18 protein-coding genes are annotated in these 21,133 nt (G+C 62.5%); 4 read left to right on the top strand and 14 right to left on the bottom strand.

Features of this window, described 5'->3' with window-relative positions:
* Positions 1-237 precede the first annotated feature (237 nt).
* The 3 genes from EEB15_RS05995 to EEB15_RS05985 are packed head-to-tail and all read left to right on the top strand — an operon-like array spanning position 238 to position 6,290.
* A complete protein-coding gene (locus EEB15_RS05995; protein ID WP_141508692.1) occupies positions 238-1,530 on the top strand; it encodes a DNA repair exonuclease in 1,293 nt (430 codons plus the stop codon).
* The gene (locus EEB15_RS05990; protein ID WP_141508690.1) at positions 1,527-5,054 is read left to right on the top strand and encodes a YhaN family protein; all 3,528 of its coding nucleotides are present in this window, start codon (positions 1,527-1,529) and stop codon (positions 5,052-5,054) included. The genes EEB15_RS05995 and EEB15_RS05990 overlap by 4 nt, the downstream gene beginning before the upstream one ends.
* Positions 5,055-5,093: 39 nt before the next feature.
* A complete protein-coding gene (locus tag EEB15_RS05985) occupies positions 5,094-6,290 on the top strand; it encodes a hypothetical protein (protein WP_141508688.1) in 1,197 nt (398 codons plus the stop codon).
* A 219-nt stretch (positions 6,291-6,509) separates the two neighbouring features.
* On the opposite strand, the gene EEB15_RS05980 is transcribed toward EEB15_RS05985, so the two are convergent.
* The 7 genes from EEB15_RS05980 to EEB15_RS05950 all read right to left on the bottom strand — a co-directional run bounded on the left by EEB15_RS05980 (position 6,510) and on the right by EEB15_RS05950 (position 11,820).
* A complete protein-coding gene (locus EEB15_RS05980) occupies positions 6,510-6,986 on the bottom strand; it encodes a hypothetical protein (protein ID WP_141508686.1) in 477 nt (158 codons plus the stop codon).
* 47 nt (positions 6,987-7,033) lie between these two features.
* Positions 7,034-7,960, bottom strand: coding sequence for a toll/interleukin-1 receptor domain-containing protein (locus tag EEB15_RS05975; RefSeq protein WP_158290001.1), 927 nt, complete (start codon positions 7,958-7,960; stop codon positions 7,034-7,036).
* Between the two features lie 55 nt (positions 7,961-8,015).
* Positions 8,016-8,798 (bottom strand): DUF4149 domain-containing protein, encoded by a 783-nt coding sequence (locus EEB15_RS05970; RefSeq protein ID WP_141508682.1) that lies wholly within the window; start codon positions 8,796-8,798, stop codon positions 8,016-8,018.
* 21 nt (positions 8,799-8,819) lie between these two features.
* Positions 8,820-9,704: a nucleotidyltransferase gene (locus EEB15_RS05965; RefSeq protein ID WP_141508681.1), complete on the bottom strand. Its 885-nt coding sequence runs from the start codon at positions 9,702-9,704 to the stop codon at positions 8,820-8,822.
* A 24-nt stretch (positions 9,705-9,728) separates the two neighbouring features.
* Positions 9,729-9,944: a hypothetical protein gene (locus EEB15_RS05960; RefSeq protein WP_233259373.1), complete on the bottom strand. Its 216-nt coding sequence runs from the start codon at positions 9,942-9,944 to the stop codon at positions 9,729-9,731.
* A 98-nt stretch (positions 9,945-10,042) separates the two neighbouring features.
* On the bottom strand, positions 10,043-10,462 hold the full coding sequence (locus EEB15_RS05955) for a hypothetical protein (protein ID WP_199236465.1): 420 nt from the start codon (positions 10,460-10,462) through the stop codon (positions 10,043-10,045).
* Between the two features lie 86 nt (positions 10,463-10,548).
* Entirely contained in the window at positions 10,549-11,820 is a 1,272-nt protein-coding gene (locus EEB15_RS05950) for a cyclic GMP-AMP synthase DncV-like nucleotidyltransferase (protein WP_141508676.1), read from the bottom strand.
* A gap of 190 nt (positions 11,821-12,010) precedes the next feature.
* On the opposite strand from EEB15_RS05950, the gene EEB15_RS05945 reads away from it, so the two are divergent.
* Positions 12,011-12,865: a WYL domain-containing protein gene (locus EEB15_RS05945; protein ID WP_233259372.1), complete on the top strand. Its 855-nt coding sequence runs from the start codon at positions 12,011-12,013 to the stop codon at positions 12,863-12,865.
* Between the two features lie 22 nt (positions 12,866-12,887).
* Here the strand turns inward: EEB15_RS05945 and EEB15_RS05940 are convergent, their stop codons facing one another.
* The 7 genes from EEB15_RS05940 to EEB15_RS05910 form a co-directional block, all read right to left on the bottom strand.
* Complete coding sequence (locus tag EEB15_RS05940) at positions 12,888-13,970, bottom strand: site-specific integrase (RefSeq protein WP_141508672.1); 1,083 nt, start codon at positions 13,968-13,970, stop codon at positions 12,888-12,890.
* 1,224 nt (positions 13,971-15,194) lie between these two features.
* Entirely contained in the window at positions 15,195-15,932 is a 738-nt protein-coding gene (istB, locus tag EEB15_RS05935; RefSeq protein ID WP_141508671.1) for an IS21-like element helper ATPase IstB, read from the bottom strand.
* Positions 15,933-15,948: 16 nt separating this feature from the next.
* A complete protein-coding gene (gene istA, locus EEB15_RS05930; RefSeq protein ID WP_141508669.1) occupies positions 15,949-17,490 on the bottom strand; it encodes an IS21 family transposase in 1,542 nt (513 codons plus the stop codon).
* 349 nt (positions 17,491-17,839) lie between these two features.
* Positions 17,840-18,199 carry a hypothetical protein gene (locus EEB15_RS05925; RefSeq protein ID WP_141508667.1) on the bottom strand — a complete coding sequence of 120 codons (360 nt, stop codon included), beginning with the start codon at positions 18,197-18,199 and terminating at the stop codon, positions 17,840-17,842.
* A gap of 1,052 nt (positions 18,200-19,251) precedes the next feature.
* Positions 19,252-19,911 carry an ankyrin repeat domain-containing protein gene (locus EEB15_RS05920; protein WP_141508665.1) on the bottom strand — a complete coding sequence of 220 codons (660 nt, stop codon included), beginning with the start codon at positions 19,909-19,911 and terminating at the stop codon, positions 19,252-19,254.
* Entirely contained in the window at positions 19,908-20,714 is an 807-nt protein-coding gene (locus EEB15_RS05915; protein WP_141508663.1) for a TatD family hydrolase, read from the bottom strand. The genes EEB15_RS05920 and EEB15_RS05915 overlap by 4 nt, the downstream gene beginning before the upstream one ends.
* 64 nt (positions 20,715-20,778) lie before the next feature.
* Positions 20,779-21,133: PilZ domain-containing protein (locus EEB15_RS05910; RefSeq protein WP_233259371.1), on the bottom strand; the 355-nt coding region annotated here is incomplete at its 5' end.

Below are 21,133 nucleotides of genomic sequence, written 5' to 3'. Positions count from 1 at the left end.
GAGCAGCTAAACAGGCTGCTCCAAGGTTTCGAACTGCGCGAGAACTGAGATCACCCCCTTGATTGCACTGAAAACGAGCGGCCCCCCTGTCCCAGGACGAAGTCGTGCACCGCTTCGCAGACACCGGCCCGCACAAAGACGACTCACGCACTGGCCCACCGTGGCTCCGCGCCCGGGTGATAGCATGGTCCGCACAAGCAAGTAGGGACGGACAGGGCGGAAAGCCTGGGGGGAGCCATGGACTTCAAATTCATTCATGCCGCGGATCTGCACATCGACAGCCCGATGCGCGGGCTGAGCAACTATGACGGCGCGCCAGCCGAGCGACTTCGCAGCGCCACGCGCCAGGCCCTGACCGCCCTGGTTGACTTGGCAATCGCCGAGCAGGTGGCCTTTGTTCTGTATGTGGGGGACATCTTCGACGGCGACTGGGCCGACTTCCATACCGGCCAGTTTTTCCGGGAACAGAACGTGCGGCTGGTGCGTGCGGCCATCCGGGTCTTCATCGTAAAGGGCAACCACGACGCCGAGAGTCAGATCACCAAGGTGCTGCCCAAGGTCGAGGGCGTGCACGTCTTTGACCACAAGCGCTGCGAGACCCAGGAGATCGCCGAGCTCAAGGTCGCGCTGCACGGCCAGAGCTTCAAGCAGCGTGCGGTGACCGACGACCTCGCGCAAGACTACCCGGCAGCCCAGACCGGCTGGTTCAACATCGGACTGCTGCACACTTGTCTGACGCCGGAGACCGCCGGCACCCACTTGCCTTACGCCCCCACTTCCGTGGCAACGCTGGCCTCCAAGGGCTACGACTACTTTGCCCTGGGGCATGTGCATCAGCGGCAGGTGGTGCGCGAGACGGCGCCGCGGATCGTGTTCCCGGGCAATCTGCAAGGCCGGCACGCCAACGAGACCGGATCGAAGGGCTGCGAGCTGGTGACGGTTCGCGATGGCCAAATCGAGGCTGAGCACATTGCCCTGGATCGGGTCCGGTGGCACCGCCTGGGGATCGACGCGACGGGGTTAGCGGACGTGGACGCGCTGGCCGCTGCTTGCTCGGCGCAGTTGCGCACGCTGCTGGAGGACATGCCCGAGCCGCTTCATGCGGTCCGGGTGAGCGTGGCCGGGCAGTCCGAATTGGCCCGTCTCGAAGCCGCCCAGCGCGGCACCGTGGAGGCGGCGGTGCGTGCCGCGGCCGAGGACCTGCAGGGCCTTGACGTCTGGATCGAGAAAGTCGAGGCCGATCTCAGCGCCCCGATCGACCGCGCGGCGCTGGAAGGTCGGGACGACGCACTCAGCGAGGTGGTGCGCCTGGTCAACGAGCTGGCCGGCGATGACGATTCGGTGCTGGTTTGGGTGCGAGGCGAGCTTCAGGACCTCAAAGAATTGCCGTCTGATCTGGCCAGCCAAGCGCCGGGCAACCTGGACGCAGCCGCGCTGCGCGAGCTGCTGGCCGATGCCGAGGCAACCGTGCTGGCCAAGATGCCGGCCAGCGTGGCGAAGCCAGCGGGGCAGGGGAGGGCGCCGACATGAAGATCTCCTCCCTGCACCTCAAAGCTTTCGGCCCCTTCACTGATCGTGTCGTGGACTTCGGCGGGCCGGCCAAGAGCCTGGTGGTGGTCTATGGTCCGAACGAGGCCGGCAAGTCAGCGATGCTGCGGGCCATTGAAGCCCTGCGCTATCAGATTCACGGCCAGTCCCCGGACAACTTTCTGCACGAACACCCGGACATGTGCGTGGGCGCGATCTTGCTCAAATCCGACAGCACTACACCCATGGTGATGCGGATCAAGCGGCCCAAGGATTCCCTGTTCCTGGCCAACGCGCTTGGTGGCGGCTCGCTGGAGGCGACCAAGACGCAGGCGCCCTCCGGGCTTCAGGATGCGCTCACCGGTGGCCTGGGGCAGGACGAGTACCGGCGCATGTTCGGGTTGAACCACGAGGTGCTGCGCGCCGGCGGTCAGCGCCTGGCCCGAGGCGAAGTGGAAGTTGGGACGTCGCTGTTCGAAGCGAGCCTAGGTATTCGGGATGTGACGGCCATCGCGCAGGAGTTGGACGAACGTGCTCGCGAGCTCTTCATGCCCGGTGCGCGCGGCACCAAGGGCCGAATCAACGAGGCGCTCAAAAAGCACAAGGACCTGCAGCGCCAGGTCAAGGAAGCAATGGTCAAGCCGCGCGACTGGCAAGACAAGTTCAACGCAAGTGAGCGGGCGGGACAGGAAGTCCAGCGCCTGAATGCGGAGCAGGCGGCCCTCAACGCCCGGCAAAAGCTTCTGGCGACGTTGCGCGCTGCGGCGCCGGTAATCCAGGACCTGGACGCCGCCCAAGCTGCGCTGACCGAACTGGAGGCGGTGCCCGACCTGCCCGAAGGTGTTGGCCAGACTCGCACCGCAGCACAGGCCAGCTTGCTGGCTGCACAGGAAGCGCTTGCGGCAGCCACCCAGGCTGCGCGAGACGCACAACAGCAGCTGGACACGCTGACACCCGATCCGAATGCGATTGGGCAAAGTGCCGCGATCGGCAGGCTGATCGCCAAGGCCGAGGAAGTGGACAATCTGCGCCGATTGAACACTGAGCTCGAACAACAGGGCGCCGCGCAGTTAGCAGAGGCCAAGGAATTGGCTGCGGCGATTGAAACCGGCACCGACCCGAAGAAGATACTAGGCCAAGCGCCGGCCAAAGCGCGCGCCGCCGAGATCGAGCAGCGGGTGCAGGCTTTTGTCAGCGCCCAGCAGGCGCTTCAGAACCATAACCAGTCGGCACCCCAGGACCAGGACGATGACACTGACGGGGTGGCGAGCCTACCTGCGGAAGCAGTTATACGGCAGCTTCGCCATGCGCTGGCCGACCTCGAACGTGAGCGCAACACGCTCGCGCGGCTGCGGGCTTTGCCGGCTGACATTGCTGCGGCCGAGCAGGCAATGGAGCACCAAGTGCTTGATTTGGGACTGGAGGGGGAGGCCGACCTTGACGCGGTACGTCCCCTTCTGGACGCCGACATCGACGAGGCAGCCCAAGCCCTTCAAGACAACATCTCGAACCAGCAGCGGCTGCGCGATCGCATCGGCCAGATCGAGCCGGAGCTTCGCGCGGCGCGTGAGCAGCGCGACCGCATGCGAGAGGACCAGGCGGTAGTGACCTCGGACGACGTGCTGCTGGCGCGTGCCCGCCGTGACCAGGGATGGCAGTTTGTGCGCGCAACCTATGTGGACCAAGGCGCGGCCGTTGATCCGCAGGCGCTGTCCGACTTCACGGGCAATGGCGTGCTGCCCGAGGCTTACGAGGAAGCGGTGCGACTGGCCGATGGTAAGGCTGATGGGTATGCCCGTGACACCAAGGCCGCGGCCGAACTCAAGGCCAAGCACGACGAGATCGCTCGGTACGAGCGCGATGTGCAAACCCTCCGGGATGATCTGACCCGGCAGGTAACGCAGGGTGGAGTTCTGGCGGATACCTGGTCGAAGAAGCTGCAGGCCAATGGCCTGGCGCGGCGTGCGCCGTCGGCACTGCGCGAATGGCAAGGTCTGCTCAAAGCGGGCCGCGAGGGCAGGGCGGCCTTGCAGCGATTGCAGCGCGAATTGGCGCAGGCACAGCAGGTCGAAGCGGGTCTGACAAATGCGCTACGCTGCGCCGCGCAGGCGGTGGACGTCGCCTCTGCATCCGAAGTCGACCCGCTGGCCAGCCTGGAGACGATTGCGCGAGAGCACGAATCGCGGATCCAGCGAGAGCAACGCGCTGCGGACGAAAACCGCGCCCGCCGGCACTTGCTGGACAACCAGAAGCGCCAACGTGCCGGGCGCCTGGTGGAGCTTGAAGAGAAGCTTGCCGAAACGCGTTCCAGCGTCGAAGCCGTTGCGGCTGAACTGTTGCTGCCGCAAGATGCCTCGCCGGCCGCGATCCACGCCCGGGTGCAGGAGTTCGCCGATCTGTGCGAAGCGTGGGGACAGGTCGGTGAAACCCAAGGACGTCTTGAACTGGCGCGCGCGAACCTTGCGCAGATTGCGTCCGACGCCCATGTGGTGGCCCAGGCACTTCAGGCGCAGCCGCCGCAAAAGGTGCAGGGCCTGCGCCCCTGGTTCGACCAACTAGAAGAGCGGCGCACCCGGGCGACTGAAACGCACACCGCCCAGCAGGCGGCTACCCGTGAGTTGATCACTGCGCAAACTGCTGCACGCACGCAGGAGACCGCTATCGAAAAGCACGCAACCCAGCTGCGAGGCCTGTGCGACGCCGCCGGCGTGGCCGATGTGGATTTGCTGGCTGACGTGGAGGCGCGAGCCGAGCGCAAGCGCCAGGCGAGCGCCAACAAGAGTCGCTGCCTGCAGCATCTGCGGTCATTTTCAGACCAGACACTGGAGCAGCTGCGCGAGCACCTGGCTGCGCAAGACGGCGCGGCGCTACAGGCTCAGCAAGAGCAAGGCGCCAGAGACCTGCAGGACATCGCACCCAGGCTGGAGGCGGTACGCTCCGAAGCGGAGCGTACCAAGCGCGAGTTGGAGGCCATAGATGCATCCGGCACCGCCGCGCAGGCGCAGGAAGACCTGTGCCAGACGGCCGCCACCATCGAAGCGAGCCTGCGGCCCTGGATGCGGTTGCGCCTGGCGCACAGCCTCCTCATGCAAGCGCAGCGCCGGTTTCAGGAGCGAGCGCAGGGACCGATGCTCGAGCGCGCGAGCGGCTACTTCCAGCGCATGACCGACGGCGCATTCACGCGCCTGAAGACCGACGCGACCGCAGACAAGCAGGTGCTGCTGGCCGAGCGCGTGCAGGGCGGCTCCATAGGCACGGAGGCCATGAGCGAGGGCACGCGCGACCAGCTCTATCTGGCGCTGCGGCTGGCCGCGGTGAGCTTGCGCCGGGATGCCGGCGTGGACCTGCCCATGGTGTTGGACGATGTGCTCATGACCTCCAGTGACGGCCGCGCCGGCTGCGTGTTGCAGGCGCTGGCGGACTTCTCGCGCGGCAGCCAGGTGCTGGTGTTCACGCACCATGAGCACTTGCTGGACATCGCGCGACGCTCGGTGGCATCAGAAGAGTTGCAAGTGGTGTCGTTGTAATACCGGCGTGGCTACAACTGATGCCTTGAAGGACCGCACATGCCGATGCTTGCGTTTCTCCCGTGGTTAAAGCTTCGCGAGCCAGTGCGAGCAGGGGCATTCCATGCGTTCACGCATGTCATCGACCAGCCACTGCCTGCCGATGTGCCTACGGGCCTGATGCCGGAAACCATAACGAAGCTGCTCGCACAGTACCGCACGGCACCGCATCTGCCGCTTCGAGGCCTAACGATCCTGCAGTATGAAGATCGCCCCCTGGGGGATGATCTGGACGAAGTGGCGCGCGCTGCGCTATTTCGCTTTGCCGGCCAGTTGGCCGTCAGTGGCATGGGCGAACGCCGTTTCATCGGCGACTTTCCAGACGACTACACCGCTTCCGGTCACTACCAACTCATCGTCCAAGCGTTCTCTCAGCCGTTCAGCGGCGCCATCAACCTGACACATCGGCGAAAGGGCGGGCACGCCAACGTGCACATGGGGCAGAGCGAAATTCAGTTCTTTCTGCCCTACTACCTGGTAGGGCAGGGCACGCCGACCATCAACAAGAATCTGCTGGAAGGTTTCCAGCAACTCGACTCGCTTCCAGAGCTGCAGCGAAATGACGTTGATGCGGCAGTCACACAGTATCTGCTTGCCAACAGCGATTCGCCGGACGTGCCGCCCGATGCGCTGAGCCTGTCCACCTATGCCGCGTTGGAGCGTGTGAGTAGTTCCAGCCAGCGGCTCGATGACATTCAGGTCAAGCTCCCGGAGATTCTGTCGATAGTGGAGGGCTCACCTTGGACAGAGGAGATGAGGCGTGAACTGAAGCTGTGCGCTGAGGATGGGCAGCCCGTGCTGCATCAGTGGCTAAATCACATGTACCAGCTGCGCGGACAAGTCGCACACGGCAAACCGGTATTGAATGTGCCCTCTGGGTGGAGCCAGCAAGAGCACCTGATCGCTGGTGCATTCGTCTTTCCGCTGGCGTTGATGTGTTTAATGGCGCGGCATGGGGCGTATTCGTTGCGCGCCGAAGACGTGGCGCACGTCATAGGCTTGGAGATGCTGCTGGCTGGCAGACCGTTCTACGCGCAGCGCACGTTGGCCGATGAAGCAGAAATTTCGGTTCGTGAGCGAAGCGGATGGTTGCAGCAGTTTCAGAAAATCAATAACGCGCTCTTTGGCGTGGAACTCACCGGGTCGCTTTTTGCTGCGTATGACCACGTAGTTGGACCCGAGCAAGGGGCTAGCTAAATCCGCTCCGTGTTGCGGTGCGTCGAGGCATCGTTCGTGCGCGCCTACGCTTTGCAATGAGCAGGACGCCCCTTGCCGCACAATGCTCGTTATATCTTCGTCCGAAGGGTCCGTGAAGACCTGGAGCGCCAGCTGACGGCACGTGAACAACACGAAGCAGCTCTGAACGAAGCGCTGGCTTTGCTAAAAGGGGCAGGTCGCCGACCAAGCCGCTCGCATTCAAGCCAGGAACACGCCAGTTTCGGTTTGCCGCCGGGCCCCGTAGTACTCGCCCTCGAAAAAGTCGCCAATGTAGGTCGAGTCGACACCTTGGGCGTCCAGCCAGGCGCAGATGCGACGAACCTGCTCTCTATACCGCGGCGCGTCGACCTGGTCGATGCAGACCACAATCTCGAAAGTTAGGTTCTTGGGGTTGGGCTGGCGGTGGAGTCTGCGCGCGGCACTTCGATTACACACGGCCGCAATCAGCATGCGGCGCACGGTGTCGTTCTGATCGCCAGCAGGGTCCCACCCGCGCAGGTCCAGTAGCTGGAAGTAGGAAGGGTGTACCGTGTCCTTACCCTTGAAAGTGGGGTGCCAGTCCGCACAATCTTCAATCGGACCAACCCTTTCCTGAAGCCACCGCCGTACCGCGCGAAACAGCACGAGTTGCGGGTCTTCCTGCAGGTACCACTTGTGTGAACGGAATTCGCTCATGGGTTTTTCCTTCTTGCGCGCCAACGCCGCCAGCAAGGCAAGCCGGCCTACTGAATCTGATCCATCAACAAGGACCAAAGGTATTCGGCGACCCCCTGCTGCGAGAGCGGTTTTCCGCCGCTTCCATCGAAACGCCCGAAGCTCGGCTTCATGTGGAGAGAGTGCTTGTCTGCCTCGACGCTCAGCATCTCATTGAAACTGTTCTCGCCGGTCTCTTCGTGATTGGAAAACGAAATGCCTTCGGCCTTGAACATGCCGCCCAGTCGTACCCGGCATCCGCCGATGCGCGACCCATTGCGAAAGATGATCGAACCGAAGGACTGCGCGCCTTGATCAAGCAGACGACCCTGGATACCTGGATTGCGCTCGCCCAGCGCCGCCAAGGATTCCCGGAAATACTCGCGCACATAGTCGAAAGTGGAACGCACGAAATCGTGACGATCCTGATCGGTGAACTCCCGGGGAAGAGACAAATTGCTGGAGCGTCGCGGCGGGGAAGCGGGTGGGGGAGAAGCAGCCTCCTCGGCTTCAGTTGATCGCCGCGACTCCAGGAGCCGCCGCAGATGCTGCACCACGTCCAGAAACGCCTCGTCCTGATTGGGCCACTTTGTCACCGGCCGAGCATCAGTGGGCACCATCTTGAGTTTCGCAAACGGTGCACCCTTCACGTCGCATGGCCGGAGCATCACAGGCAGCACAGTGGCTTCGCCCGCGGCGTGCCGCTCCATGGCGCGCTTCATCTCGATGCCATAGCAGTACTCGGACGACACGAAGTCAGAACTGACCAAAAGGGCGATCACATCGGCAGACTCGAGCGCGGCATCGATGTGTGCGTCGAGTTCACCACCGGCGGGGATTCGATGATCGCTCCACACGTCGAGCACACCCTGCCGGCGCAAGAGTGCAAGGTGCTTGTCTAGTTCGGCACGCAGGGCTTCGTCGCGATGGCTGTAGGAAATGAAGAGTCGGGTCATTAGCTGTCCATTGTCGCAAGGTTGGAATTCTCTGGTCAGCGCGGTCCAGTTTCCGCTACAGCGCAAGGCTCTGCTTGATCCGCTCCCAGACGGTCGAGAGGCGCACATTTTCCCGATGAAAGATCGTGGACGACAGCGGTGTTGCCGCAATCGCCTTGGCTGCTTCATAGGCGACAACTGCGTTCAACGTGAGCGCTCGAAACGCATCCGCGTCCCCATGACTCGCGAACGACTGGTAGGTCTCGTCATACAGCCGTTCGCACGTAATACGCAGCCACTCCATGCGCAGGTAACGAGCCAAGATCTGCTCGCTGAAAATCGCCTGGGAGATGGCGACCACCAGTCCGATATCCGACTGCTGCCACAGCAGGCAACTGATCCAGATCACGCCATAAGCGGCAACCTTCGTGCGTTCCCTGCGCAGCATCATCAAGGTGATCTCCTTTGTGAAGTGCAAGTTCTCCAGAAGTTGGGCGGCGGTGCGGCGTATCGGATCAGTCTCCGCGTTGTTGTAGTACTTGACACTGGTCTCGTGTGTGAGCTTGATACTCAGCGCGCTCGAGAAAAAGTCAAGCCGCCGCTTGTGTTCGGCACGAGGGGTGAGATACAGGCGCGAAACCGCTCCTAGGACGAACAAGCCGAGAACCGCGAGCGCGAAGAGCAAGTTCGCGATCCGGTACCCATTAGGGTGCACACCTTTCTCAACGAACAGCACTGCCAGCGACAACAGCGCGCCGATGCAGAAGAGAACATCCGACGCCTTGTCCGCGCTGGCCACGCGCGAGTAGTAGACATCTCCAACTGGATCTGACCGCTGTGGGAATGGTGCGTTTTTCATGGCTCGTGCCTTGGTCGAAACTCAGTAAGCGCCATTGAATACGAGGTCCCACTGGCGATTCGCTTCAGGAAAATCACGGCGCTGTTCCGCCAAAATCGCAGCATGCGCATGCTGGTGGGCGTAGATCGCGGCGCGATTCAGTGCTTCATGTTGGGCATGCGTGTCGTTCGCTGAAATGCGGCTTGCAATGCCGCACGGATCCACCACTGGCCGGCATTCGGTCGCCACCAAGTACTCAAAGAAGTCCTTCAAGCAAGTACCGTATGTCTTGCCAACTCCTGTGCCAACGCCACTGGTGCACAAGAGCATGTCAATGTAGAAACTGCGAATCGGAAGAGCGCTCTCGCGCGAGTGCTTCCACCACTTCAGCAACTGCGAGATCTTGCGCAGCTTGTTGCCGCTGCGCTCTTGTTCCAATTGAAAGCGGCGATCGTGCGCCGCCGGGCTGGTGCGAAGCCAATCGCCATTTCCGTCGGGAATGAGGTACACCGGCCGGCCGGCCACGAACTCCAGGAACTTTGCGGGTACGACATCCAGGCTCTGTCCGGTGCTACCGAAACCCAGAGACGCGGCCAGAATGTCGCGCTTTACAGTGGATTGGGGATAGCGCTCCTTCAAGTCGTCGAGCAGGCGATTGAGTACCGTGTCTGAAGAGACCATCCGTTCCCCCCAGTGAAACTCCTCCTTGCGCAGGACGATCATGAAATCCAGATCGCTGTAGCGTCGGACGGCCGTCTCGCGCGCATGGCTGCCCATCTTCTGTGCACCCGATACGGCGAAGGACTTGGTCAGACGAGCGCGAACCGACATCAGGTGGCCCCGCGCAGCGGTGAGCTCGCCATCTTGTGGTTGGATGCGCGATGCCAGCGCTTGTATGTTCCATTGTGGTGGTGCGCTCGTTCTCATCGGCGTGTCCCGTGGCACATTGCTTTAGCGCTTGCGATTCGACTGGGCGACCACCGAGCCCGCCAAGGTCTGCGTCACTCTCGACGCACGCGGATTGTCCAGCGCGCGCGACGCCGTTCCTTCGACCTTGGCGCCTGTTTGTGCAGGCGTGCGTGCTTGCCGGAGCGCCGATCCGGCAATCGCCTTTTTTTCTGCGGAAGAGCCGGGCGATCGCAACGTATTGCTTGCGATCGTGGCCACGCGCGGCGAGGTCTGCTTTTTATTTGCACCCATCACTTACTCCTTGCCTCAGGTTACGCGCGACGAGGTTGAGGCCCGGCTCGTCGCGAGAAGCTTTGCTACTGCACAATCAGCGGCGGTTCGGCCGCAGTGGAAATCTCTCTGTACAAGTGGGGACTCCACCTGCGTGGAACGCGGGTTGGGTGAGCGCCGCCAGCCAACCACTGGCCGTGTTTCAGCCACTGCTCGAAGTACCACAGCCACTCGGCTGCCCACGCGATGTACGTATTGGCTAGCTTGAGCCGGGCATCCCACTCGCCGTTCTTCGGCCAGTACAGACAGAGCAGCGCACCCGGGCCATCGTGGTCGTACAAGTGTGGGGGACGGATACCCCCTGAAAGCTCCACCAGATCCGGCCGCATCACGAACATCCGGGGCGGTTGCTCGCCGGCCAGGATCTGCAACACGCAGTCGTAAAGGCGGCCATACCGACCCGGCGAGATGCTGAAGTGATAGCGTAGTTCCTTGCCGCGACGCATCTCGACCCGAGCGTCGGGGAATGGGAGCCTACGCAGTTCCATCGTGCGTTGGGCGAGTGTGGGCACAGGCGGCCGGCGTCGCGATTTCAATCGGGTGACCCGAAATTGGTGTTCGCCCGGGCAGCAACGCTAGTTATCGCGCCAGCCGCCGTGGCGAAGATGACTGGCCGTCCAGCCTGACGTGTCGGCGCAACGGGCGCCGCATCATCGCGCACCGCCCGGGCGGCCCGCGGGCCGAACGCATTGTGCACAAGCTTCTCGATGACGTCCTCGCCAGCGCGCTGCTCCAGGCTGTCCAGTAACTGGCCGATCTGCTCGGAGAACAGTTCATGCCATTGGAGAAAGGCGGCTTGCTTCTGCGGTGAGTTCATCGACGTCGCCAGGTCATCACCCGGCGCCCACGGGTTGGGCAGCGACCACCGTTGTCCACCGTTCGCCAATTCTTCCCGCTCGAAGCACAGGAGCATCGCATCGAACACGTCCAGCAGCAGGTCGAGGGGCGTGTCGTGCGGCCGGGGTGCCTGCAGTGTGTATCCCGCGGCAGCTAGGAACGTGATGAAGATGGATGCCGGGGAGAGATCCTCCACGCCATCCTGAGGCGCCCCGAAACTGATGTTGCGGTGGACCTTCATCAACTGCACGAAGATGCTCAGGAGTCTCGCCGAGACCACCTCGACATCGGGCAGGGGCGTTACGTCACCGCGCATGGCCTTGTCAAGCGTCATGCCCTCAACCAGTCGGCGAGGAAAGTTCGCCTGGATCTTGGCTGCGCTGTTGAACCCGTGTTCGATGCCGCGGGGGTTTGTCGGCGCGTAGCGCTGCAGGAGCCGGTCCGGGATCAGGGCGTGCGTTTCGCCGGACGGAATAGCCACCAACGGATCTTCGATCACCGGCGCCACGTCCACCCGCACATCGTTTGCGTAGACCAGGGTGACGCAGCGCTCCCACCTTTCGATCTTCAATCCGTGCTGGTCCGCGTACCGCTTGAGAACCGCGTACAGGTCGTTTATCAGCCGGCGCGCACCATCGGAACCTGGGTATCTCTGCAATGCGGCTCGTTTGAGCAGCAGCACCGCATCGACATCGAAGCCTAGGTCACGGACATGAAGAGGGCGCACCAAGGTGCCGATCTGGCGCGACCCTTGACCGTGGACCTCGATCGTAAGGGTGCCGAATTCCGCGCTGTCCGCCAGGAAGTTTCCGATAGAGAGGTAGGCTCGATCCAGCACCTCGACCTCGGTGTCGGTCGGTACGAATACGTTCGCAATGACACGGGTCAGGTGAAAGAACTGCCCGGACGCCCTTTCGGAAAGGCGCCGTCGTGGCACGACAATGGGGATTGGTGGGTTGGCTGTCACGCTTCGGCCCTTCTCGCCAAGTACGTGGGTCAAAAAACTGCTGGCGAAACTGCCGAGCTTGGCCCATTATACGCATAGTTTCTTGATGGATTAAATTAGTAGGCGGGTTAGCTGTATGGAAGATCAGGCACCAAGGTCGGCATTCCTCGACGCCGAACCAGCCGGGCTCAAGTGGAGCCAGGAAAGGCGATTGAAATTCATCGACTTCAGGGTGCGGTGGGAGGGCAGGATCAACCGAGACGATCTGCATAAATTCTTCGACATTTCGATGCCCCAGGCCACGGCCGACTTGGCCAAGTACGACGAGCTGGCCCCCGACAACATGGAGTACGACCGCAGCTCGAAGGCATACCTGCGGACGCCGTTCTTCAAACCTTTATTCCAGCGCAGCTCGTCGAGGATGTACTTGGCTGAACTGCTTGCCTTGGCCGCCGGCATCGTCGACGACGAGTTGACATTCGTGAAATGGCGTCCTCCAGTAGCGACGTTGCCAGTCATCGGCCGACAGGTCGACGGCGACATTCTGATGCGGCTTCTTCACGCCATCAGGGAAAGGCGCATGATTAATGTCGAGTATCAAAGCGTGCAGCGACCCCATGCCACGCAGCGGATCCTCTCGCCCCACGGCTTGGCACATGACGGCTTCAGGTGGCATGTGCGCGCCTTTTGCCACTCACGCAGAAGGTTCTTGGATTTTGTGATTGCTCGAATTGCTTCTGCAGAAGTAGGCGCGGCCAGCACGGTGGCCGTGAGTGAGGACCAGGAATGGCATACCGAACTCACGTTGAAGATTGGGCCGCACCCCGGTTTGTCCGAAGCCAGCCGGCGTGCGCTCGCAATCGACTACGGGATGATTGATGGCGTCCTCAAGGTCAGGTGCCGCCATGCCATGCTGTTCTACGTCTTATTGAAGCTCGGTCTACTGCACGAGCTAGGCGTGCCAGAAGCGCAGCAACTTGTATTGCTCAACCGGGAAGAGCTGCAGCCATATCTTGAACTGCTGCTAAGTGCGTCAGGCTCGGCAGAATCTCAACCCCTGCTTTGATGCTACGGCCATCCATTCATGCCTATAGACTCGTGCCACGCAGGGCACTTAGCGCTTTGAGTGCAGCGGCGCGGTTCGATTCAGAGGCACGCGTGTAGCCCATCACAGTGGAAATGCTGGTGTGGCCCGTTAGCGCCATGGTGTCCGCCAAGCGAAGGCCTTGCCGATCTGCCTCCGTCACGAACCCGCTGCGCAACGAGTGGGCGGAGAACGCGCCCTCAACGCCAGCGAGTTTGCATCTGCTAATCACGATGTCACGTACTGCCGCGGCAGACAGTGGCGAGCCTACATGGCCGCCGCGCAGAATCCGCCTGAATATCCGACCTTCACGGATGCTGGCTGCCTCCAGCCACTGCGCCATAGCTTGTGCGGCTGCGCCTACAACCGGCTTGTAGTTGTCCGGTCGGTCCGTGCCGGCCTGGTTGGTCTTCGAATGAGCCAAGTTGTACACAAAATCACCCCCCGGCAATAGGCTCAGCATGCCGATGTCGGCGTTGGCCACTTCGGAGCGCCGCCGGCCTCCGCTACTCCAAGCGAAGAGGAGGAGGGCGCGATCGCGCTTGCCGCGCAGCGACTCGTCGCAGGTAGCCAGCAGCGCCTGAAGCGGATCGCTCGTGAGGGCGTCCTTTTTGGCGGGTCGTTCGCCACGCTTGGCAAAGGCTCTGCGTGTCTTCGACAAGAGCTCGCGCACCTTCGGTTCGTCGCAGGGGTTCTTGACCTCCCGCATCTGGTGGGCCTTCGACAGCACCGCCAAACGATGCACGATGGTGTTGAGGGCCAACGGCCCGAGTTTGCCCTTGAAGCCATTGGCCACAAGGGTCTGATCGATGTCTTTGGGTAGTTCGTGGCGCAAGCCGTGTTCGGTGGAGCGCTCGGCGTGGTCCACGACGAATTGCATCACTGCAGCGGCGGGCATCGGCATCGCCAGTGCGACCCCGTAACGCAAAACAAACCAGGCGGCCCAGTAACGCAAGGCGGAGCGGTAACTGGCCAGCGTATTCTGCGATTCACCTTCCCGCAACAACTGGCCCACCGCATCTTGCGCAGCCTGTGAGAGCTCCTGAGGCTGCAGGGTGGCGTGGCTGCGAAGAACTGGAAGCCGCATGATTTTGGATCCTGGCAGGTCGACGCGTACCCCTTTGGCCGCGCCTATAAGTCACGATAACTAGCCGTTTTCGGTGGCCGCAATATAGGCTAGGAAGTAGGGGGAACGCAACAGAAAATGCGAGATGTCGCTGAGCACGGGAAACGGCACCCCAGTCCTTCAGAGACTCGGGTACCGGTTTGCCGCGGCTCGCACTGGCTATCTGTTCAAGGCAGACTGCCACATGCTTCCAGTGCTCGTAGCCGCACTGTGTAGCCGCTGCATCCAGAGCGACGGCAAGCGATCTGCCGGTGGTTTTACGAAGCGTCTTGGCCAGACGCTTGATGCCGCGGATGTACTTGGCGCTCACGGCCGCGCTCCGCGACACATTGGAAGCTCAGTCAAAGGTCTTCAAGTCGTCCCGGCGGTGCTGATGTTCAGGTGAGGTCTATGTGGGTTCAAAACGTGCGGCGGGCCGCGTGCGTTTGGCCAATTTCTGCCTTTGCAGGTACACGTCGATGCCGACCACTGCGTGCCGGCGGCCAACGCCTAGCGTATCCCGGCATCAGCCGCGCTAAACTACATCGCGCTATCCGCGCCGTTAACACATGGGATACCGCGCTGTGCATCAGCCAACTGAGCCGGGCGACGCGCTCATCGTCAAACAACCGCAGATCGGCACAGGGTGCGGTGCAGTGATCTACTTCTGGGACATTAAACCAAAATTCGACGATAACGCCTCGAAATCGAGTCGCTATTGCAAGTGCATTGGCTGCGAGGGCGGGACCACCAAGGCTAGGCAGTGCCAGTCCGACAACTCCGGGTGTGAATATTCGGAGCATCGCCAATATTCGGCACATGCCGAATGGCGGCCAGGCGGGAGCTTGTTGATCACAGCTGCCTTCAAACGCGAGTGGTGGCACTTTCCTTTCAATGGATGGTGGCCACAAGATGGGGCGACCGGCCACTGCTTGTCCGCGAGGTGCGCATTTCAGCGATCGTGGACGCCTGTTTCAGGCTGATCGTGGACGGTGTTTCAGCGCCATCGTGGACGCGCGGGGGATGCGCGCAAGCGAGGGGTTCAATATATCTCAATCGTCCACGATCAATTTGAAACGGGCCTGCGCGAAGCGCTTGCCGGAACTACGCGGCGCAGACTTATCCACGGCGGCGGGCGTCGCTTGCGACGAACGACCGACGCGGTGGGTAAGTCGTGTTGGGCGCTGCGGCGGTGGTGCGCGAGGGTCATTTGTCTTCGGCTGTTTCGCGCAGCGATTTGCCTTTGAGCTCGATCTTGTGGCTGCTGTGGACCACGCGGTCCAGGATCGCGTCGGCGAGCGTCGGATCGTCCAGGTAGGTGTGCCAGGCCTTGACCGGCAACTGGCTGGTGATCAAGGTGGAGCGGCTGCCGATGCGGTCGTCGAGTACCTCGAGCAGGTCATTGCGTTCGGCCGCGCCCATCGGAGAGATCGCAAAGTCGTCGATGACCAAGAGATCCAGCTTGGCCAGCTGCGTCAGGCGCCGAGCAAAGCTGCCGTCCCCGTGCGCGACCTGCAGTTCATCGAACAGGCGCGCCGCGCGCGTGTAAAGCACCGAGAAGCCCGAGCGTGCGGCCTGATGCGCCAGCGCACACGCCAGCCAAGTCTTGCCGCACCCGGTGGCCCCAGTGATCAGCAGATTCTGGGCGTGGCGCAACCAGTCGCCGCCGGCCAGCGCGGCCACCAGGGAGCGGTCCAGCGAACGGCTGACGCGCCAGTTGATGTCCTCCACGCAGGCGGCACTGACCTTGAGTTTGGCCGCCTTGAGCAGGCGTTGCACCCGCCGGTCGTCTCGCCAAGCCACCTCGCGCTGCACCAGCAGCGTCAGGCGCTCGTCGAACCCCAGCGCCGTGGCCGCGGTGCTGGTGGCCTGCTCCTCGATGGCGCGCACCATGCCATCCAGGCGCAGGTTTCGTAGTTGGTTCAGAGTGTGTTCGTTCAGCATCGTGATCTGTCTTTCTTCAGTGGTAGTAATCGGGGCCGCGCACGTTCTCGTGGGCCGGCAGCGGCGGCGCTGTCGCCGGGGTGAACAGCGAGGGCTGGCGATCCAGCCCGTTCTTCAGAATCGAGGCGACGCTGCGGTAGGTGGGCGAGCGGATCGCCAGAGCCCGGGTGCAGGCGGCCTCCAGCCGCTCAGGGCTGTACTGGCGCGCCAGGCGCTTCAAGCCCAGGCAGGCGCGGTAGCCCTGCTCGGGGTGCGGGCGGTGTTCGAGCTGCCAGGTCACCACCGCGGCGGTGCTCACCCCGATGCGCGCACCCCAGGCGATCAGCTTGCCCGGCGTCCACTCCAGGTGGGCGCGGTGCGAGGCGGGCATGTGTTCGGCCGTCGTGCTGTGCGCGCCGCGCTTGTGGCTCAGGGCGTGGCAGGCCACGCGCTGGTGGGCCGCGAAGCACTCCACCAGGGCGTCGGTGACGCGCAGCTCGACCACCGTGCCGACCAGGGCGTGCGGAACGCTGTAGTAGTGGCCGTCGAATTCGACGTGATAGTCGATGTTGACCTTGGCGCTCTTCCAGCGGCTCAACTCGTAGCGCCGCGCCGGCAACGGCTTGAGGGCTGGGGCGTCCAACTCCTTGAATGCGCTGGCCCGGCAACCGGGCAGCTTCTTGAAGGGGCGCTGGTTCAGATCGGCCAGAAGCTCGGCGATGGCTCGATTGAGTTCGCCCAAGCTGAAGAAGCGCCGGTTGCGAAGGCGCGCCAGAATCCACCTCTCCACCAGCAGCACCGAGCCTTCGACCTTGGGTTTATCACGGGGATGAGCCGGGCGTGCGGCCAGCAGAGCGCAACCGTAGTGGGTGGCGAATTCGTCGTAGCTGCGATTGGGCTCGGGGTCGTAGCGGTCGGGGTACTTGATCAGGGCGCGGGTCTGGTCGGGCACGATCAGGCGCGGCACGCCGCCGAAGAACTCCAAGGCCCGAACCTGCGCGCCGATCCAGTCGGCGGTGGTCTGCCGCTCGGTGGCGCAGGCGTAGGTGTAGTTGGACGCGCCCAGCGTGGCCACGAAGATCTGGGCGGCCGTGATCTCGCCGGTGACAGCGTCGATCAGAGGCACGGTCTGGCCGGCGTAGTCGACGAACAGCTTCTCGCCGGCGACGTGGACCTGGCGCATCGAGCGCTTCAGGCTTTGGGCGAACTGGCGGTACTTGACGCTGAAGCTGGTGTACTTGTACGCCTGCGCGTTGCTCCTGGCGTACTCCTCCCACAGCAGTTGCACGGTGACCCCAGGGCGCTTGAGCTCCTGGTGCACCAGCGCGAAGTCAGGGGCCAACTGGTGACTCGAGCGCGGCAGTGCCGGGCGATACAGCCGGGCCTCCAACTCCTCGTCGGTGAGGCTCTGGGCAGCGTCCCAGTCGACGCCGGCCGCGCGGGCCAGTGATACGTACTTGCCCGCCACGCTCTTGGAGATCTTCAGCGCTCGGCCAATCTCGTTGTAGCTCAGGCCTGCCTGCAGGTGCAGGCGCAATGTCTCTCGGATTCGGCGCATCGTGATTCTGTTCGTTGGCATCGGCTCGCGTCGCAAAAAGCGGTGAGCCTATGCCGGGTCAGGAAATCACTTGCGCGCACCCCCAAATCGTCCACGATCGCGCTGAAACAGCGTCCACGATCAGTTTGAAACGCCGTCCACGATCACGCTGAAATGCCGTCCACGTTCAGCCTGAAACGCCGTCCACGATGGGCTGAAATACGCACGCGAGGCAGCGCCGATGACCAGGCATGGGGAGCGGCAGCAAGGCTAGCCAGGCACTACCGGAACGAAGACGCGCTGGCCAGCCGACTCCCACGGGCGGCCGCGAAAGGGGATGGTGACCAACGGCTCATACCGCGAAGCGGCCAAGGGTCACTACAGTCGGTCACTAACCGGGGTGACGCTCGGTGTCGAGTGCGAACTTCGCTGCAGCAATGGCTCGACGTGGGTCGAGCGAGAGAATCTCGCGTGGCCGGCGGCCGCCTAGGAAAGAGCTAGTACTTTCAAAAAAGGCTGCGGTGTAACCCGGAGCCCATTCGGGCGCCGCGGAGAGCACTTCGGCGACGACGGCGAGCGGACGCCACTGTCGGACGCGATCAAATGCGTAGGCTGGATACACACTTCGTCCTGCAAGCCAAATCGAAAACAGCTTGCGCTGCGCTTTCCAACGGCGCACGGAACCGACCGCCACTCCGGCGCGACTGGCCACCTGGTGCGCGGTGAGCCACTCGGTGCCTTCGTAGATCATCTCCTGCGCTCTAGCTTGCAACGTGGCGACCTCAGGCTCAAATGAGGTAAGCCCAGTGGCGCCATTCCGAGTGTGCCGGACGCGTTGCGTCTGCCGCTTGGGCGGAGGAGGCGTCTTCAACTTTCGCATGCGGTAGTCCCCGTCTTCAGCTCTTCATCGCTGCTGCCGTCGCGCCGGCCCCAGGACGGCGAAATCGCAGAACTTCGCGGCCCCAAGCGCACGGTTGTGCGCCCGCCATACTCCAAGAGTTCACCATTAAAGAAGGGCTGCCCAGGGAGGCGGAGGAGCACGTCCAGTCCAACTTGATCGGTTGCATGGCGCATGGATTCACCATAGCCGCGGACATCCGACGTTTCAAGGCCACCGATGTGCAATCCAAGCGCCGACATTAACAACCAAATGTGCTGGGATCCTTTCATTTTGTGTGCTGATTTCCCTTCGCCGGATGTCATTCGAGGTAGCGGAAGGAAAGTTGGCCAGATTTGCTTCCGCGAAGGGCGCCCATGTTCCTGCCGCCGGTCAAATCCCCTATCGGAAGGCCGGTCTGGGAACGGTAGCTGTCGGCTCATGCTTGATCGTGGCCCAAGCTCTTTGCAGTCGGTCACGTGAGAAGCAAACGCGGATTCCTGTCAGCGCCTGGGACGTGAAGTTGCGACTTGGCTTTTCGGATGTGGTACTGCGGTGCTGATGCCCACAAAGAAACGGTGCTGAGGCGGAGTTAGCGCAATACACCCAACCCCGCTGCCTTGTCGCAGGGTTGTCGCCCAGTTGGTCGCATGTTCATGTCCGTCGCACACTTGACATCGATCGAATGAGTGGCACCCTGAAACGTCAACGAATTCCGTTTGAACGTCAATGAATTTGCCTCAGAGACGTCAACAGATTTACCAATCCCGTTTGAAGGTGAATCACCACGCGGATTGAAGTCTGCATTTATTTAACATAATATACATCGTATAAAATACAAACCATATCAGTTTGTTCATCGAAAACACGCCGCCGCCAGCGCCAAAAGCTCACCCCCTACATGAGATTAACCCGTCAACCCCTTATCACCATTTGCCTTTCGGCTGCCCCCGGCGCACAAAACCGGCAATCAACTCTGCCGCATCCCGGCGGTTGGCGCTCTGAGCAAAATCAATCGCCGTCAGCCCGAGCTGGTTCTTCAACCCCGGATCCGCGCCGGCCTCCAGCAACAGCTTCACGCCTTCGGGTGACCCGTAATGCGCGGCCATCATCAAAGGCGTGGTCCCGTTCGGCGACTCGGCGTCGATGTACGCATGGTTTTCCAGCAGCAGTTCGATGATCGCCAGGTGCCCGTTGGTGGCCGCGTAATGCAACGGCGTCCAGCCGGTCTTGTTGACGTCGGCATTGCGCTCGATGAGCTTCTTGACCAGGTCGGTGTGGCCCTTCAGTGCGGCGAGCATCAGCGGGCTCTCGTCCTTCGGCGTCCGCGTTTCGACCCGGGTCTTGGGCCAATCCACGAGCGCCTGCGCCGCCTTGAGCGAGGAGTCGCGCAGCGCGAGGTACAAGCCGTCCAGACCTTCGGGACTTGGTGTGTTGGGGTCGAATCCGCGGGTCAGCAATGCTGTGATTGCGGCCGGGTTGTCGCGCTTGATGGCGGTGAAGAAATCTTCGTACGAGCCCGCCTTTGCCAAGGAAAATGACAGCAGGGCAATAAGATAGATAAAATTCTTGATGTGGTTTCTCATGATTCGTCAGCCATGAAAAGACGCTCGAAATTGCGGCTGGTGAGCTCCGCGACCTCCTCGACGGCCACGCCGCGCAAATGCGCCAGCTGGCGGGCCACATGGGGCACATACGAGGGATTGTTGGTCTTGCCTCGGAACGGGACAGGTGCGAGGTAGGGACTGTCGGTCTCGATCAGCAGCCGGTCCGCGGGGACGAAAGCGGCCACGTCGCGCAAATCCTGTGCGGTCTTGAACGTCAGGATGCCCGAAAACGAGATGTAGAAGCCCAGATCCAGCGCCGCGCGCGCCACCTCGGCGGTCTCGGTGAAGCAATGGAAGACGCCACCCGCGCTGCCGGGAGACCCGTCCTCACCCTCCTCCTTCAGGATCGCCACGGTGTCGGCAGACGCCGCCCGCGTATGGATCACCAGGGGTTTGCGGACCTGGCGCGCAGCCCGGATGTGCGTGCGAAAGCGGTCTCGCTGCCAATCCATGTCCGACACCGCCCGGCCGCCCTTGCGCTCTTCCATCTGGTAATAGTCCAGGCCGGTTTCTCCGATGGCCACAACGCGCGGCAAGGCCGACCGCCGAACCAGATCGTCCAGGCTCGGTTCGGTCACGCCCTCGTTGTCGGGATGGACGCCGACGGTGGCCCAGAAGTTGTCGAATTGCAGCGCCAGCGCATGCACGGACTCGAACTCCTCCAGCGTGGTGCAGATGCACAGGGCGCGGTCGACCTGCGCCTGCGCCATCGCCTCACGGATTTCGGGCAGCCGGGCCGCGAGCTCGGGAAAGGTCAGGTGGCAGTGCGAATCGACGAACATCGGGAGTGGAAAAGGAAGTGCGCCGCAGCCGGAATGGCGCGGCAGGCTACAAAAATTGTAGCGGTCAGATGGTCTGCGTGGGCCGCTCGGAGGCCAGGTGCCCGCCCAGGATTTCCTCGATTTTCATCTTGAGGACCTTGGACTTGTCGTCGGACGGGAACCGGATACCGACGCCCTGGGTGCGATTGGCCGCAGCGCGCGCGGGCGTTACCCAGGCCACCTTGCCGGCGACCGGGTAGCGCTGCGGTTCGTCCGGCAGCGAAAGGAGCACATAGACGTCGTCGCCCAACTTGTAGTCCCGCGTGGTGGGAATGAACACGCCGCCGTCGGCAAACAAGGGAATGTAGGCCGCGTACAGGGCGGCCTTTTCCTTGATGGCGAGCTGGATGACGCTGGGGCGCGGCGCGGCGGGGGTGGGG

This window comes from Ramlibacter sp. WS9 (genome assembly GCF_003797765.1).
Lineage (GTDB): Bacteria > Pseudomonadota > Gammaproteobacteria > Burkholderiales > Burkholderiaceae_C > Ramlibacter.
The sequence above is the reverse complement of the archived record's forward strand: the minus strand, read 5'-3'. Positions and strand labels throughout refer to the sequence as shown.